General features: G+C 71.4%; 16 protein-coding genes. 5 read left to right on the plus strand and 11 right to left on the minus strand.

Annotated elements, in window-relative coordinates:
* The first annotated feature begins 64 nt into the window (after window positions 1–64).
* Genes pstC through pstB form a run of 3 tightly spaced genes read left to right on the plus strand, consistent with a single transcriptional unit; the run spans window position 65 to window position 2,952 of the window.
* Window positions 65–1,072, plus strand: coding sequence for a phosphate ABC transporter permease subunit PstC (gene pstC / locus AB0L59_RS37990; RefSeq protein ID WP_365591516.1), 1,008 nt, complete (start codon window positions 65–67; stop codon window positions 1,070–1,072).
* Entirely contained in the window at window positions 1,069–2,127 is a 1,059-nt protein-coding gene (gene pstA, locus AB0L59_RS37995) for a phosphate ABC transporter permease PstA (protein WP_365591517.1), read from the plus strand. Before pstC ends, pstA begins: the two co-directional genes overlap by 4 nt.
* A 48-nt stretch (window positions 2,128–2,175) precedes the next feature.
* On the plus strand, window positions 2,176–2,952 hold the full coding sequence (pstB, locus tag AB0L59_RS38000) for a phosphate ABC transporter ATP-binding protein PstB (RefSeq protein WP_365591518.1): 777 nt from the start codon (window positions 2,176–2,178) through the stop codon (window positions 2,950–2,952).
* A 148-nt stretch (window positions 2,953–3,100) separates the two neighbouring features.
* Here the strand turns inward: pstB and AB0L59_RS38005 are convergent, their stop codons facing one another.
* The 3 genes from AB0L59_RS38005 to AB0L59_RS38015 all read right to left on the minus strand — a co-directional run bounded on the left by AB0L59_RS38005 (window position 3,101) and on the right by AB0L59_RS38015 (window position 5,450).
* Window positions 3,101–3,454, minus strand: coding sequence for a hypothetical protein (locus tag AB0L59_RS38005; protein ID WP_365591519.1), 354 nt, complete (start codon window positions 3,452–3,454; stop codon window positions 3,101–3,103).
* Between the two features lie 369 nt (window positions 3,455–3,823).
* A complete protein-coding gene (locus tag AB0L59_RS38010; protein ID WP_365591522.1) occupies window positions 3,824–4,822 on the minus strand; it encodes an inorganic phosphate transporter in 999 nt (332 codons plus the stop codon).
* Between the two features lie 7 nt (window positions 4,823–4,829).
* Window positions 4,830–5,450, minus strand: coding sequence for a DUF47 family protein (locus AB0L59_RS38015; protein ID WP_365591525.1), 621 nt, complete (start codon window positions 5,448–5,450; stop codon window positions 4,830–4,832).
* A 222-nt stretch (window positions 5,451–5,672) separates the two neighbouring features.
* On the opposite strand from AB0L59_RS38015, the gene AB0L59_RS38020 reads away from it, so the two are divergent.
* Window positions 5,673–6,038, plus strand: coding sequence for a metal-sensitive transcriptional regulator (locus AB0L59_RS38020; protein ID WP_365591527.1), 366 nt, complete (start codon window positions 5,673–5,675; stop codon window positions 6,036–6,038).
* Window positions 6,039–6,090: 52 nt separating this feature from the next.
* Here the strand turns inward: AB0L59_RS38020 and AB0L59_RS38025 are convergent, their stop codons facing one another.
* Together AB0L59_RS38025 and AB0L59_RS38030 are read right to left on the minus strand one after the other, a co-directional pair.
* Window positions 6,091–6,258 carry a hypothetical protein gene (locus AB0L59_RS38025; RefSeq protein ID WP_365591702.1) on the minus strand — a complete coding sequence of 56 codons (168 nt, stop codon included), beginning with the start codon at window positions 6,256–6,258 and terminating at the stop codon, window positions 6,091–6,093.
* 101 nt (window positions 6,259–6,359) lie between these two features.
* On the minus strand, window positions 6,360–7,208 hold the full coding sequence (locus tag AB0L59_RS38030) for a hypothetical protein (protein ID WP_365591530.1): 849 nt from the start codon (window positions 7,206–7,208) through the stop codon (window positions 6,360–6,362).
* Between the two features lie 143 nt (window positions 7,209–7,351).
* On the opposite strand from AB0L59_RS38030, the gene AB0L59_RS38035 reads away from it, so the two are divergent.
* The gene (locus tag AB0L59_RS38035) at window positions 7,352–7,537 is read left to right on the plus strand and encodes a hypothetical protein (RefSeq protein ID WP_365591532.1); all 186 of its coding nucleotides are present in this window, start codon (window positions 7,352–7,354) and stop codon (window positions 7,535–7,537) included.
* Between the two features lie 21 nt (window positions 7,538–7,558).
* Here AB0L59_RS38035 and AB0L59_RS38040 read toward each other — a convergent pair whose 3' ends face one another.
* The 6 genes from AB0L59_RS38040 to AB0L59_RS38065 all read right to left on the minus strand — a co-directional run bounded on the left by AB0L59_RS38040 (window position 7,559) and on the right by AB0L59_RS38065 (window position 14,090).
* Window positions 7,559–8,587 (minus strand): hypothetical protein, encoded by a 1,029-nt coding sequence (locus tag AB0L59_RS38040; protein WP_365591534.1) that lies wholly within the window; start codon window positions 8,585–8,587, stop codon window positions 7,559–7,561.
* Window positions 8,584–9,000 carry a peptidase inhibitor family I36 protein gene (locus AB0L59_RS38045; RefSeq protein WP_365591536.1) on the minus strand — a complete coding sequence of 139 codons (417 nt, stop codon included), beginning with the start codon at window positions 8,998–9,000 and terminating at the stop codon, window positions 8,584–8,586. Before AB0L59_RS38045 ends, AB0L59_RS38040 begins: the two co-directional genes overlap by 4 nt.
* A gap of 130 nt (window positions 9,001–9,130) precedes the next feature.
* Window positions 9,131–9,544: an NUDIX hydrolase gene (locus AB0L59_RS38050; protein WP_365591539.1), complete on the minus strand. Its 414-nt coding sequence runs from the start codon at window positions 9,542–9,544 to the stop codon at window positions 9,131–9,133.
* Between the two features lie 18 nt (window positions 9,545–9,562).
* Window positions 9,563–10,681: a CHAD domain-containing protein gene (locus AB0L59_RS38055; protein WP_365591542.1), complete on the minus strand. Its 1,119-nt coding sequence runs from the start codon at window positions 10,679–10,681 to the stop codon at window positions 9,563–9,565.
* Window positions 10,662–13,016 carry an RNA degradosome polyphosphate kinase gene (locus tag AB0L59_RS38060; protein ID WP_365591544.1) on the minus strand — a complete coding sequence of 785 codons (2,355 nt, stop codon included), beginning with the start codon at window positions 13,014–13,016 and terminating at the stop codon, window positions 10,662–10,664. Before AB0L59_RS38060 ends, AB0L59_RS38055 begins: the two co-directional genes overlap by 20 nt.
* 732 nt (window positions 13,017–13,748) lie before the next feature.
* A complete protein-coding gene (locus AB0L59_RS38065; protein ID WP_365591546.1) occupies window positions 13,749–14,090 on the minus strand; it encodes a hypothetical protein in 342 nt (113 codons plus the stop codon).
* Window positions 14,091–14,219: the final 129 nt, after the last annotated feature.

The raw sequence follows: 14,219 nt of genomic DNA on the forward strand, positions 1-14,219 counted from the left end.
TGCACCGCCGCCAAGAGCCGCCGCCCCCAGCGCGGGCGGCCGGCTCCGCAGACCGGAGAACCCGATGGACATATCGACCAAGACAACCGACACACCCCCTCCCACGCCCCAGCCCACGGCGGCCGAGCAGAAGCGCAACGCCCGCGGGGCGTCCCGCCCCGGTGACCGCGTCTTCCTCGGCCTTTCGCGCGGCTCGGGCATCCTGCTGCTGGTGATCATGGCCGCGATCGCGGTCTTCCTCACCTACCGTGCGTCCCTCGCGATCAGCAAGGACCACGGGAACTTCCTCACGACCTTCGAGTGGAACACCAACCTCACTCCGCCGGTCTTCGGCATCGCGGTGCTGGCCTTCGGCACGATCGTCTCCTCGGTCATCGCCATGGTCATCGCGGTCCCGATCGCCGTCGCGATCGCGCTGTTCCTCACGCACTACGCCCCGCGCCGGCTGAGCGGTCCCATCGCCTACGTGATCGACCTGCTCGCCGCCGTGCCGTCCATCGTGTACGGCCTCTGGGGTGCCCTGATCCTCGTCCCGCACATGGCGGGCCTGTTCGGCTGGCTGAACGACTACTTCGGCTGGACCGGCATCTTCTCCTGGGACGGCGGCGCCCCCCGTTCCATGCTCACCGTCGGCGTCCTGCTGGCGATCATGATCCTGCCGATCATCACCAACGTCAGCCGTGAGGTGTTCCGGCAGGTCCCGCGGATCCACGAGGAGGCCGCGCTGGCCCTCGGCGCCACCCGCTGGGAGGTCGTCCGCATGGCCGTGCTGCCCTTCGGCCGCTCCGGTGTGATCTCGGCGTCCATGCTCGGCCTCGGCCGCGCCCTCGGCGAGACGATGGCCGTCGCCACCGTGCTCTCCCCGGACTACGTCATCCACGCGAGCCTGCTCAACCCGGGCGGCGGCACGTTCGCCCAGAACATCGCCAGCAAGTTCGGTGAGGCCACCGAGCAGGGCCGGGACGCGCTGATCGCCTCCGGTCTCGTCCTCTTCGTCATCACCCTGGTGGTCAACGGCGCGGCCCGCATGATCATCGCCCGCCGCAAGGAGTACTCGGGGGCCAACGCATGAGCACCGCAGCCGTCACCAAGCGCCCGAGCACCCTGCGCGGCGCCAGCCTCCCGAAGTGGTCCCCCTGGGCCATCGCGGCCGGCTCGATCGTCCTGGCCGTGGCCATCGGCCTGATCGGCGGCCTGAGCAGCAAGGTCGAGTGGGGCCTGATCGCCGCGATCCTCTTCATCCTCGGCACCTACGGCATCGCCGCCAAGGTCGAGGGCCGCCGGCAGGCCAAGGACCGGATCGCCACCTCCCTCGTCTGGGTCGCCTTCCTGCTCGCCGTCATCCCGCTGGTCTCCCTGATCTGGACGACCCTCTCGCGCGGTGTGAAGGTCCTCGACGTCTACTTCCTCACCCACTCCATGGGCGTCGTCGCCGACTCCGAGCCCGGTGGCGGTATCTACCACGCCATCATCGGCAGCCTGGAGCAGGTCGGCCTCGCCACCGTCATCGGTGCGCCGATCGGCATCCTCACCGCGATCTACCTGGTGGAGTACGGGCGGGGCAAGCTCGCCAAGGCCGTCACGTTCTTCGTGGACGTCATGACGGGTATCCCGTCGATCGTCGCCGGTCTGTTCATCCTGTCGCTGATGCTGATCTTCAAGATGCAGCCGTTCGGCTTCGCCGGTTCGCTGGCCCTGGCCATCCTGATGATGCCGGTGGTCGTCCGCTCCACCGAGGAGATGCTCAAGCTCGTCCCGAACGAGCTGCGCGAGGCCTCGCTGGCGCTCGGCGTGCCGAAGTGGCGGACCATCCTGAAGGTGGTCCTGCCGACCTCGATCGGCGGTATCACCACCGGCGTCATGCTGGCCATCGCCCGTATCGCGGGCGAGACCGCGCCGGTGCTGCTGCTGGTGTTCGGCAACCCGTTCATCAACAACAACCCGTTCGAGGGTGCGCAGGCGTCGCTGCCGCTGTTCATCTTCCAGCAGTACCAGCAGAGCGCTGGTGCCAGCGCGGCCTACGACCGTGCCTGGGCGGCCTCGCTCACGCTGATCGCCTTCGTGATGATCCTCAACCTGGTGGCCCGCGGCATCGCCCGCTGGAAGGCCCCCAAGACCGGTCGCTGAGCGCGGCCATACAGCGACCGAGCTTGAATTTCTGGAAGTGAAGTAGACATGGCCAAGCGAATCGACGTAAGCGGACTGACCGCCTACTACGGCTCCCACAAGGCGATCGAGGACATCTCGATGACCGTCGAGCCGCGTTCGGTGACGGCGTTCATCGGCCCCTCCGGCTGCGGCAAGTCGACGTTCCTGCGCACACTGAACCGGATGCACGAGGTCACCCCCGGTGGCCGTGTCGAGGGCAAGGTGCTCCTGGACGACGAGGACCTGTACGGCGCCGGGATCGACCCGGTGTCGGTCCGCCGCGAGGTGGGCATGGTCTTCCAGCGCCCGAACCCCTTCCCCACGATGTCGATCTTCGACAACGTGGCGGCGGGTCTGCGCCTGAACGGCAACTACAAGAAGTCGCAGCTGAACGAGATCGTCGAGAAGTCCCTCAAGGGCGCGAACCTCTGGAACGAGGTCAAGGACCGCCTGAACAAGCCGGGCTCCGGCCTCTCCGGCGGCCAGCAGCAGCGCCTGTGCATCGCCCGCGCGATCGCGGTCGAGCCCAAGGTCCTGCTGATGGACGAGCCCTGCTCCGCCCTGGACCCGATCTCCACCCTCGCCATCGAGGACCTGATCGGCGAGCTGAAGGAGCGCTTCACGATCGTCATCGTGACGCACAACATGCAGCAGGCGGCGCGTGTCTCGGACCGCACGGCGTTCTTCAACCTGGCCGCGGTCGGCCAGCCGGGCCGCCTGATCGAGATCGACGACACCGAGCGCATCTTCTCCAACCCGTCGGTCCAGGCCACGGAGGACTACATCTCCGGCCGCTTCGGCTGACAGGCGCTGCCGCCCCGGCTCGGCCGGGACGGCGCCGATGAACCCCTCGCGGTGCTGCATGGCGGTGCCACCGCGAGGACGCAAAAGGGCCCGCCCCTGGCTCCCGGGGGCGGGCCCACGCGCGTGCCCGGACCGATGCGGGGGCCGGTCAGGCCTCGTCGGCCCAGATCGGCCGGCCGTCCGGCCGGATGTGGACGGTCGGGGACATCTCTCGGTACCCCCACGTGGACTCCTGGCCGGTGATCACCCAGGACTTGGCCTGGAACGCGGGTGCCGGCAGTCTCGCCACCGTGCACTCCGTCAGGGGGCTGGTCACCGTCTGGCCCGGCCGCGCGGTGAGCTGCACTCCGTGGCCCCACCTCCCCGGACAGGGGTGGGCCACCGCGGCGCGGACGCAGGCCGGCTTCACCCTGACGGTCACGGGGTCGGGGCCGGTGTTGACCACGCGTACGGCGAAGACGAGGGTGCTGCCGTCAGCGCGGGTGCACGGCGCCCAGGCCACGCCGTTGATCCACCGGGTACGGCCGCACCGGCTGCTGCCGCCCAGCCCGGCGGCGATCGGCGAAGGCCGCGGCGGTCCGCCTGCCGCGGGCGCCAGGGGCTGACCCCGACCGCGGGGGCCGGCGGAATCGCCCCGGCTTCGGCCGCGGACGTCGCCGCGGGTCCGTGGGTCACAGCGAGACCCTGCGCAAGGACTCGCGCCTGCCGAGTGCGACGGGCCCGCCGAACGACTACTACACGAAGGTGCCCGGGGCCCACTGGGAGGTGTCCCACCAGCTGTAGCCGCCCCGGACAGCCGCCCGCCCACCCTCTTGGCCGGCTTCTCAGCCGATCGAGGCGGGTGGGCGGTGGGCGGGTCGGGAGGAGGGAGCTACAACACCACCAGCTTGAGGACCCCGAAAGCCAGCGCGGCGACCAGCGCGGCCGCCGGCATCGTGATGAACCAGCCCAGGACGATGTTCTTGGCCACGCCCCAGCGGACGGCGTTGAGGCGTTTGGTCGCGCCGACGCCCATGATCGCCGAGGTGATGACGTGGGTGGTGGAGATCGGCGCCTTGAAGAGGAACGCCGTACCGAACATGATCGACGCGCCGGTGGCCTCCGCCGCGAAGCCCTGCGGCGGGTCCAGCTCGATGATCTTGCGGCCCAGGGTGCGCATGATGCGCCAGCCGCCCGCGTAGGTGCCGAGGGAGAGCATCACCGCCGAGACCAGCTTCACCCAGACCGGGATCGGGTCGCCGAACGTCTCGTGGCCGGAAATCACCAGTGCCAGCACGACCACACCCATCGTCTTCTGGGCGTCCTGGAGACCGTGGCCGAGCGCCATGCCGGCCGCCGAGACCGTCTGCGCTATGCGGAAGCCGCGCTTGGCCTTGTGGGGGTTGGACCGGCGGAAGATCCACATGATCGCCAGCATCACCAGGTAGCCGACGATCAGGCCGACCACCGGGGACAGGAACATCGGGATGATGATCTTGTCCACCACGCCGTTCCAGTGGACCGCGGTGCCGCCCGTCAGGGCCGCCCCGACGAGGCCGCCGAACAGGGCGTGCGAGGAGGAGGACGGAAGGCCGAAGTACCAGGTGATCAGGTTCCAGGTGATGGCGCCGATGAGCGCGGCGAAGAGGATGCCCATACCCGTGCCCCCGGTGGGGGTGGCGATCAGGCCTTCGCTGACCGTCTTGGCGACCCCGGAGCCGAGGAAGGCGCCGGCCAGGTTCATCACCGCCGCCATCGCCAGCGCCGCCCGTGGGGTGAGCGCGCGCGTCGACACCGACGTCGCGATCGCGTTCGCCGAGTCGTGGAAGCCGTTCGTGTACGTGAAGAAGAGCGCGACCGCGATGGTCACGACCAGGGCGAAGGTGTCCATCGACGCCTCAGGACTCCTTGACGGCGATGGTCTCCACCGTGTTCGCCACGTGCTCGAACGCGTCCGCGGCCTCTTCCAGGACGTCCACGATCTGCTTGAGCTTGAGCACCTCGATCGCGTCGTACTTGCCGTTGAAGAGGTGCGCCAGGAGCTTCCGGTGGATCTGGTCCGCCTGGTTCTCCAGGCGGTTCACCTCGATCCAGTACTCGGTGAGGTTGTCCATCGTGCGCAGGTTCGGCATCGCCTCGGCCGTCAGCTCGGCGGCCCGGGCCAGCACCTCGATCTGCTGCTCGACGCCCTTCGGCAGTTCCTCGACGTTGTAGAGGACGACCAGGTCGACGGCCTCCTCCATGAAGTCCATGATGTCGTCGAGGGAGCCGGCGAGGGCGTAGATGTCCTCGCGGTCGAACGGCGTGATGAACGAGGAGTTCAACTGGTGGAAGATCGCGTGCGTGGCGTCGTCACCCGCGTGTTCCGCGGCCCGCATACGCTCTGCGATCTCGGCTCGGGCAGGTCCGTCCGCCCCGAGCAGTTCCATCAGGAGTTTCGAGCCGGTGACGATGTTGTCCGCGGATGCGGCGAACATGTCGTAGAAGCTCGTCTCCCTGGGGGTCAGACGAAAGCGCACGTGGGGTCCTCGGGGTGCTTCGGTTTCGGTCAGGCTGATGCTAGGCGCATCATCCGGCCACGGCTAATGGGCCGCATCCCAGTGTCGCCCATCGGGCAGAGTGATCAGCACGGGGGCGTACCAAGGCCTCTCTACCCCGGAAAGTTCGTTACCATATACCCAGTAGGGGTATCCGGTCGCAATTGTGATCGAAATCAGCTCGTCCCGAGATGGAGGCCCGCGATGACGACGACCGAGGCCGGCGCCACGGCTCCCTCCGAGACCGCGCGTGCGGCCGCGAGCGAGAGCGCGCACGCCCCGCACGCCACACACGGCTACCACAAGCAGAAGGACGAGCACCTCAAGCGGCTGCGCCGGATCGAGGGGCAGATCCGCGGGCTGCAGCGGATGGTCGACGAGGACACGTACTGCATCGACATACTCACCCAGGTCTCCGCCTCCACCAAGGCGCTGCAGTCCTTCGCGCTGCAGTTGCTGGAGGAGCATCTGCGGCACTGCGTGGCCGACGCGGCGCTCAAGGGCGGCGACGAGATCGAGGCCAAGGTGGACGAGGCGACGAAGGCGATCGGCCGCCTGCTGCGTTCCTGATCCAGCCGCCTGCCGCGGTGCCGAGCCCGCCGCCTGCCGTGGTCCGGGTCGCTCAGGACCCCCAGGACTCGCGTTCCTCGGCCACCCGCAGCACCTCGTCGATGCTCTCCAGGCTGAGCCGCTCCCGGGCCGCGGAGGCGGCGATGATCAACTCCCCGCACAGCTCGATCTCGGCGAGGGCCACATGGTCCTGCACCGCCGTACCGCCGACCGGAGCCACCCGCCTCACCTCTTCTCTGCCGTCACCGACTTCCTAGAGTAGGGAGCGCCCCGCACGCCGCGCATGGCACGGACGGGCTACTTCCAGGGTGACGGCCCGGACTAGTGCCCGTCCTCGGCGATCCGGCCCGCGTAGATGTCCGCCGGGCGAGGCAGCTCGACGTCGGCGGGGGTGCCGAAGTCGTAGAGCAGGGTCGTCGAGGCGACCGCCACGGGTGTCTTCTGCCGGCCGTTGACGAAGCTGAAGCGCTGCCGGAGCTTGCGGATGCGGCCCTGGTCGTCGAGATAGGCGTCGAACGGGACTTCGGCCGTGGCGAAGCCTTTCGCCGCCGCGGCCAGCGGTGCCCTGTTCTCGGCCGAGGCCCGGCGGGCCGCGCTGCCCAGGTCCGCCGTGCCCCGGTAGTGCCGCACCGCGGTCCCGCCGACCTCGGTCCTGCCGACGTAGGTCGCCGTCCGCGTCCCGCGCAGCACCTCGGCCGCGGCGTACGGGTCGGTCGCGCCGCCGGTGACCAGGTTGCCGTCGGACAGCGTGGCGGTGTCCACCCGCACCCACTTGTCGGCGGGCACGCCGGCCCCCCGGTTCTTCATGAACAGCGCGCCGGGAGCGAGGAGTTCGGTGATGGGCTGGTGCTCGGAGGTGCCCGCCGGGTCCTCGGGCAGGACGACGGTGAGCCGGCCGAGGCGGCGCCGGAAGTCGTAGACGCCCTTGCCCCGGATGGTGACCCGGGTGCCGCCCGTGGCCATCTCCATGGAGGTGGCGGCCTGCGAGCTGCCCGCGCCGCGCAGGGTGGCGGCGGCCCGGTGCAGTACGGCGACCGGATCGCCTCCGCCCTTGACGTCCTCGGCGGCGGCCCCGCTGCCGTAACAGCCCGTGGCACCCGCCCCGAGGCCGAGCATGATGCCGACCGCGACGACCGTCCTGCCCGCGCTCCTGTGCTGCCGCCGATCCATCGCCTGCCTACCCCCAGCCGGTACGTCCGTCACGGGCCCCCTACTCGTCCGGTTAACGACGAGTAGGGGGCGCCGTCACGCGGTGCCGCAGGGGTGGGACGGCCGTACGAGCCCTTTGCCGCAGGATGGGTAACCTTGTCGGGGTGGCAGTCACCTCGGCGCAGCAGGACGGGCCGGAGCACGCCCGGTCCCGGCGGGAACACCTCACGACGACGACCGAACAGGGCCGCTTCTGCGTGGCCGGCTGCAGCTGCGGCTGGCGCGGCCCCGCCCGCAGGGCCCGCAGCCAGGCCCGCACGGACGCGGAGGCGCACCGGGCGGGTGCGTGACGGCGCCGGGCAGCGGCCGGCTCAGTCCGCGGCGCCCTCGGTGGTGGCGAGCACCTTGAGCGCGCGTTCCAGCATGCGCTTCTTGCGCGCCGTCTCCGCCGCCAGCGCGGCCTTCTCGCCGGCCATGGCCCGGCGTTCGTGCCGTGCCTCGGCGGCGGACCAGACGGCGATCAGCCGCGCGGAGTCCTTGCAGGTCATGTCGGTGCGGGCGACGGCCTTCTCGTGTGCGTCGGCGGCCGGTGCCTGTGCGGTGGGCAGGTCGGTGCCGGCGTTCAGCGGGCTGTCGTAGTGGTAGCCGCCGCGGGCCATGCACGCCGACCAGGCGCGAACGGCCCGGCGTACGTCGGGGTCCTGTTCCGCCTGCTGGAAGGAGGTGACGTAGATGCGCATGGCGACCGGGTTCCGTTCGCTGCCGCCGTCGCCGACGATCCGGTCGCGGGCCTCCTCGGCGCAGCCGCCGGCCCGGACCGGGCGGTCCTTGTAGGTGCCGATCACCTCGGCGTCGCGCGGCGGGTGCGGCCCGTCGGCGCGCTGCACGTCGTCCTCGGTGAGGGTGCCGGAGGCGGTGCCGTACATCACCAGGTCGCGCACCCGGCGGTCCGCCGCGGACCGGGGCGGGTGGGGGATGACCAGGTCGGTCTGCTTCTTCTGGTTGGCGGGCACGCGCGGATCGACGTCCGGGGCCATGTGGTAGCCGTAGCGGCGGGCGTCGGCGTCGGTCATCACGCCGTAGGAGCGGTCCGGCACGGTCGCGTGCAGGCTGCGGGTGAACCGCGCGCGGACGTCGAAGCCGTAGCGGCGCATGCAGGCGGCGCGCTCGATGAGTTCGGCGCGGCCGACGGCGGCCAGCTCCTGCAGCGACAACCGGGCGGTGTCGACCGGTCGTTCGAGCAGCGGCCGGGGCAGGCTGACCGGGGTGACGGGGGCGGGGCCGCGGTGCGTCGGGGCGGGGACGGGCAGGGTGTGGTCCGCGGAGGTGCCGCAGGCCGCGAGCAGGAGGGCGGCCGCGGCCGCGGGGACGGCGAAGCGCCCCCGCGGCCGCGCGCTCACGGGCATTCCCAGTGGTTGGAGGCGTTGTTGTTGTACGTCTTGTTCAGCCGGGAGACGGAGGAGTGGGCGTCGATGTAGTCCGCCGGGCCGCTCCAGCCGCTGTTGTAGAAGATGATCGCGGTGCAGTCGGGGTCGAGGTTGGTCGCCGAGGCCGCGTTGTTCTTCACCGGCTGGCCCTGACCGGCGCCGGAGGAGGAGAACACGTAACCGGCCTCGTCCTTGGTCGGCACGTTGAAGTCGGCGTGCGAGCCGGACAGCCCCGAGTTGTAGTACAGGCACAGCTCGCCGAAGAGGTTCGAGCTGACACTGGTGGTGCAGCGGCCGTCGTTCTGGGCGGCGGCCGGGACCACGCTCGCGCCGGTGGCGATGGCGGCGGCGGCCACGACGAGCGCGGCGCTCTTCCTGATGTGCATCGGTCTGGCAACTCCCCTGTAGATCCGTCGAGTTGGACGTTCGTGCCAGGTGGTGCGCAGCCATCACAACAGGATCAGGGTTCACACAGAAGACACTCAGGTGATCATTTCTCCGGCGTTCACCGTTCCGCTACATGTGTTCGAACGACCGGGCGAGGGCGTCCACGAGGTCGCGGTCGCGGAGCTGGGTGAGCCGGCTGCGGGCCGCGGCGGGGGAGAGCCACAGGATCCGGTCCACCTCGTCGTTCGGGGTGAAGTGGCCGGAGACCGCCTCGGCCGCCCAGTAACGCACCTGCTTCGGGCGGCCGTTCGCGAGATACCGCAGGGTCGGCAGCTCCTCGCCGGGCTCGGCCGTGTACCCGGTCTCCTCCGCGACCTCCCGAAGGGCGCCCGCGAGCGCGTCCTCGCCGCGCTTGAGCTTGCCCTTCGGGTGGGACCAGTCGTCGTACTTCGGCCGGTGGACCAGACAGATCTCCAGGTCATCGGCGACGGGCGAGCGGCGCCACAGCACACATCCGGCCGCTCGCACCAGGGTGTCGCTCACACCGCCTCCTCGTGGAACTCAGGGTGCGCTGACGACCTGCTTCTGCCAGGCCTGCTGGAAGGCGTACCGGGCGGCCTCCACCTCGTGCCGCTGGTCGGCGTGGAGCACGCCCAGCGCGTACGCCGTCGCCGGGGCGATCCGGGGCGTACGGGCGGCCTGGGCCGCCGCCGCTGCCGCCTCCGAGGCGTCCCGGTGCCGGTTCAGGGCCTGGCCCGCCGCGAGCAGACGGACGTCCATCGGCAGGGTGCCGCCGTGCAGCGCCTCCAGGGCGTACCGGTGCAGCCGCAGCAGCAGCCGCACCTGGTGCCAGGGGCCGTCCTGGGGGTGGGGGGACGGGTCCGGGGACAGGCCGTGGACGAGGGCCTCCGCGTTGTACGGGTGGCCCGCGACGACCAGCGGGAGCGCGGTGATCGCGTCTGTCAGCCGTTCCTCCGCAGCGGCTGCCAGGGGACGCAGATCGGTGGTGGGGGCGACGGGGGTCAGGGGGACCTCGCTGGCCAGGACGGCGACCTTGTCGGCCACGGCGTGGAACCGGCTGGAGCCCAGGGCCTGGAGCGCTGTCGAGTGGGCCCTCGTCCGGGCCAGCGTCAACTGCCGTTCCAGCAGGGCACCTGCCTTCGCCGCGCCCACGGTGAGGTTGCCGCGTTCCGGTGCGGCGGTCGCCTGGCCGCCGGCGTTGTTCGCCGCCGTCGAGGCGCCCGCGGCCACCGCGGCCTCGAGCGTCTGGGTCGGCAGCACCGCCGCGCCCGACAGGCGGTGCAGCGCCAGCAGCAGCCGCTCCAGGCGGGCCTCGTAGGCGTGCTCCAGGCCCAACGTGCCGGAGAGCCAGGCAAGTTCGGGGCGCATCTCCTCGGACCAGTCGGGATCGAGCAGCGGGCGGAAGGTGTGCAGGCTGCCGCTGATGCGGCGGGCCGAGCGGCGCAGGGCACGCGTCGCGTCGACGGACTCCTCCGCGCCCTTCTCTCCCGCGCCCGACCGGTCCCGCGCGGGAGCGCCCCCGTTGGCACCGCCGTTCTCGCGGTGCAGGCGCAGGGCGCGGAGGAACTCCGTGGCCTGGGTGCGCAGGTACGCCGCGAGGGCGTCCCCGGTCACCACCTCGGCTGCGGGGTCCGTCGGGTCAAGGTGTTGCTGTGCCACGCCGGCGCCTCCGGGCGTCTATGAGCATCTCCTGGACGTTGCGCAGGGGCTGGCCGTCCGCGTCGGTCGCGTGTCGCGTCCACTCGCCGTCGGGACCGAGGTGCCAGGAGGAGGTGGAATCGGACATACCGGTGTCGAGCAGCCGGTTGAGGGCCGCCCGGTGGGCGGGGTCGACGACCCGCACCAGGGCCTCTATCCGGCGGTCGAGGTTGCGGTGCATCATGTCGGCGCTGCCGATCCACACCTCGGGCTCGCCGCCGTTGCCGAAGGCGAACACGCGGGAGTGCTCGAGGAAGCGGCCGAGGATCGAACGGACCCGGATGTTGTCGGACAGGCCGGGGACGCCGGGCCGGACCGCGCATATGCCGCGCACCCACACGTCCACCGGGACACCGGCCTGGGACGCACGGTAGAGGGCGTCGATGATCGCCTCGTCGACGATCGAGTTGACCTTGAGCCGGATGAAGGCCGGGCGGCCCGCGCGGTGGTGCTGGACCTCCTTGTCGATCCGTGAGATCAGGCCGTCCCGCAGGGACTTGGGGGCCACCAGCAGGCGGCGGTAGGTCTCCCGGCGCGAGTAGCCGGACAGGCGGTTGAACAGGTCGGAGAGGTCCGCGCCGACCTGCGGGTCGGCCGTGAGCAGGCCCAGGTCCTCGTACAGACGCGCCGTCTTCGGGTGGTAGTTGCCCGTGCCGACGTGGCTGTAGCGGCGCAGGGTCTCGCCCTCCTGGCGGACCACCAGGGACAGCTTGCAGTGCGTCTTCAGACCGACCAGGCCGTAGACGACGTGGCAGCCGGCCTCCTCCAGCTTGCGCGCCCACTTGATGTTGGCGTGCTCGTCGAAGCGGGCCTTGATCTCGACCAGGACGAGGACCTGCTTGCCGGACTCGGCGGCGTCTATGAGCGCGTCGACTATCGGGGAGTCGCCCGAGGTGCGGTACAGCGTCTGCTTGATCGCGAGGACGTCCGGGTCGGCCGCGGCCTGCTCCAGGAAGGCCTGGACCGAGGTGGAGAAGCTGTCGTACGGGTGGTGCAGCAGCACGTCCCGGGTGCGCAGAGCGGCGAAGATGTCCGGCGCGGACGCGGACTCCACCTCGGCGAGGTCGCGGTGGGTGCCGGCGACGAACTTCGGGTACTTCAGCTCCGGCCGGTCCAGGGAGTGGATGCGGAAGAGACCCGTGAGGTCCAGCGGACCGGGCAGCGGGTACACCTCCGCCTCGCCGATCTTCAGCTCGCGCACCAGCAGGTCCAGCACCTCGCGGTCGATGGACTCCTCGACCTCCAGGCGCACCGGCGGGCCGAAGCGGCGCCGCATGAGCTCCTTCTCCAGGGCTTGGAGCAGGTTCTCGGCGTCGTCCTCCTCGACCTCGAGGTCCTCGTTGCGGGTGAGCCGGAAGGTGTGGTGCTCCAGCACCTCCATGCCGGGGAACAGCTCCTCCAGGTGCGCGGCGATGACGTCCTCGATCGGGACGTACCGGCCGGGGCTGCTCTCCAGGAAGCGGGACAGCAGCGGCGGCACCTTCACGCGCGCGAAGTGCTTGTGGCCGCTGACCGGGTTGCGTACGACGACGGCCAGGTTCAGGGAGAGGCCGGAAATGTACGGGAAGGGGTGCGCGGGGTCGACGGCCAGCGGGGTCAGCACGGGGAAGATCTGGTGCCGGAAGAGCGTGAACAGGCGCGCCTGCTCCTTGTCGGTCAGCTCGTTCCAGCGGACCAGGTGGATGCTCTCCTCGGCGAGCGCGGGGGCGACGTCCTCCTGGTAGCAGGCGGCGTGCCGGGCCATGAGCTCGCGCGAGCGCGCCCAGATCATCTCCAGCACCTCGCGGGGCTGCAGCCCGGAGGCGGACCGCGTCGCCACGCCGGTGGCGATACGGCGTTTCAGTCCTGCCACCCGGACCATGAAGTACTCGTCCAGGTTGCTGGCGAAGATCGCGAGGAAGTTCGCACGCTCCAGCAGCGGGGTGTTCGGGTCCTCGGCGAGCTCCAGGACACGTTCGTTGAAGGCGAGCCAGCTGCGCTCACGGTCGAGGAAGCGACCGTGGGGCAGCGGCGCGCCGTCGGTCCTGGACTCCTCGTACGTGTCGAGATCCGCGTCGATGTCGGGTTCCAGGTCGGAGACCGTCGCGGCCACGGTGTGCGGGCGGTGCGCGGCTATGGAGCCCACGGGGGGCTGCGCGTGCTGGACCGGTGCCTGGGCGTCTTGCTGACTCATGACCCCATTCTTCCGCGCTACGGGCGTCACGGGCGCGTCGGAACGTGCGGGCGGGAGCGTCACGGCCCCGTTCTGCGCGGGCCCCTCGGGGGGCGGCGAAGGCTCTGGCACGGCGGGCTTCATTGGCCGAGCGTCGCAAGCTCGGCTGAATCGATGGTTACGGAGACATGACGTGCGGGATAGCGCGGGGCGGCTCCGGGGGGTCGCGGTCGCGAAAGCGACGGATTCCGTGCCGGCAGGCTACGACCGCTGTCCGGCCGACGGCACCGCGGTTCCGTAAGGGGAGGCGGGGCTGTGTCGACATGCGGGCCCGCCCGCGTGGGCGCGACCGGCCCCCGCACCCGCACCCGCCCACGGCGGGCACCCCCTACGGGGCCTCGGGCGGACCGGCGTCCAGAGCTGCGGCGCTCGGACGGACCGCAGGCGCAGCACCCGGTACACCGCAGCGGCGGCGACCCCGGCCAGGGGCATCACCATGCCCGTGGCCGGGGCGAACAGCGCGAACGCCGGGCAGCAGGGGGCCGCGCGGGACGAAGACGCGGTCCCGGCCCCAGTCGCCCACCAGCACGTCCCGGGCGGCGGTGCCGACCGCCCGACGCCACGTCGAGCACGGCGGCGCCGGCGAACAGCGGTGTCGCGGCCGCGGTCGGCTCGGCCGTGAGCCGGCGGGGTGCGGAGAGGGTCCGGGCCGGCTCGCGGTACCGGACTCCCCCTCGGTCGCGGCCGTCGCGGCCGATCAGCGCGGCGCCCGCCCTGGCCGCCACCGCGCAGGGAGCGTGGAAGAGGACCTCACCGAGGACGTTCACGACGTCGTCCGTGCCCGGTGAAGGGGGAGCAGCGCCGGAGCGGGGGCGGTCATACGGGGGCTCCGGTGGGCACGAGGGCGCGCGGGGCTCCCGTGGTCCGCGCGGCCGGCCGCAGCATCCCGGTCAGGCGGCGCAGCACCAGGTAGGAGGCGAGCACGAGCAGTCCGGCGACGGCCGGGAGCAGCGCGCTGGTGGTGAGCTGGAGCGGCCAGTAGTGGGAGTAGGGGCGGTAGGTGTTGCAGTACCCGACGGCCGTGGAGCACTCGTGGCGCGCCGCGGAGCCGCAGTGCACATGTGCGCCGGTCCGGGACACCAGGCCCTGCTCGACGACCATGCCGTTCCCCCGGTAGCCCTGCCTGAGCGTGCCGATCTCGGTGGCCGCCGGCCACATGGGGCGCAGCAGCTTCCAGGCCGGCGATGCCCGCGGTGAGCACCACGCCGACGACCAGCGCGGGCAGCGAACGGCGCAGCACCAGCCCCGCCGGTGTGCCCGCCGCCAGCCCGGCCAGGGTCAGCGCGG

The organism is Streptomyces sp. NPDC052109 (assembly GCF_040680195.1).
GTDB lineage: Bacteria > Actinomycetota > Actinomycetes > Streptomycetales > Streptomycetaceae > Streptomyces.

What these genes read in the sequence shown, in the direction of transcription:
- pstC (WP_365591516.1), top strand. Translation starts at nt 65, where the DNA reads ATGGACATATCGACCAAGACAACCGACACACCCCCTCCCACGCCCCAG.
- pstA (WP_365591517.1), top strand. Translation starts at nt 1,069, where the DNA reads ATGAGCACCGCAGCCGTCACCAAGCGCCCGAGCACCCTGCGCGGCGCC.
- pstB (WP_365591518.1), top strand. Translation starts at nt 2,176, where the DNA reads ATGGCCAAGCGAATCGACGTAAGCGGACTGACCGCCTACTACGGCTCC.
- AB0L59_RS38010 (WP_365591522.1), bottom strand. Translation starts at nt 4,822, where the DNA reads ATGGACACCTTCGCCCTGGTCGTGACCATCGCGGTCGCGCTCTTCTTC.
- AB0L59_RS38020 (WP_365591527.1), top strand. Translation starts at nt 5,673, where the DNA reads ATGACGACGACCGAGGCCGGCGCCACGGCTCCCTCCGAGACCGCGCGT.
- AB0L59_RS38030 (WP_365591530.1), bottom strand. Translation starts at nt 7,208, where the DNA reads ATGGATCGGCGGCAGCACAGGAGCGCGGGCAGGACGGTCGTCGCGGTC.
- AB0L59_RS38045 (WP_365591536.1), bottom strand. Translation starts at nt 9,000, where the DNA reads ATGCACATCAGGAAGAGCGCCGCGCTCGTCGTGGCCGCCGCCGCCATC.
- AB0L59_RS38060 (WP_365591544.1), bottom strand. Translation starts at nt 13,016, where the DNA reads ATGAAGCCCGCCGTGCCAGAGCCTTCGCCGCCCCCCGAGGGGCCCGCG.
- AB0L59_RS38065 (WP_365591546.1), bottom strand. Translation starts at nt 14,090, where the DNA reads ATGTGGCCGGCGGCCACCGAGATCGGCACGCTCAGGCAGGGCTACCGG.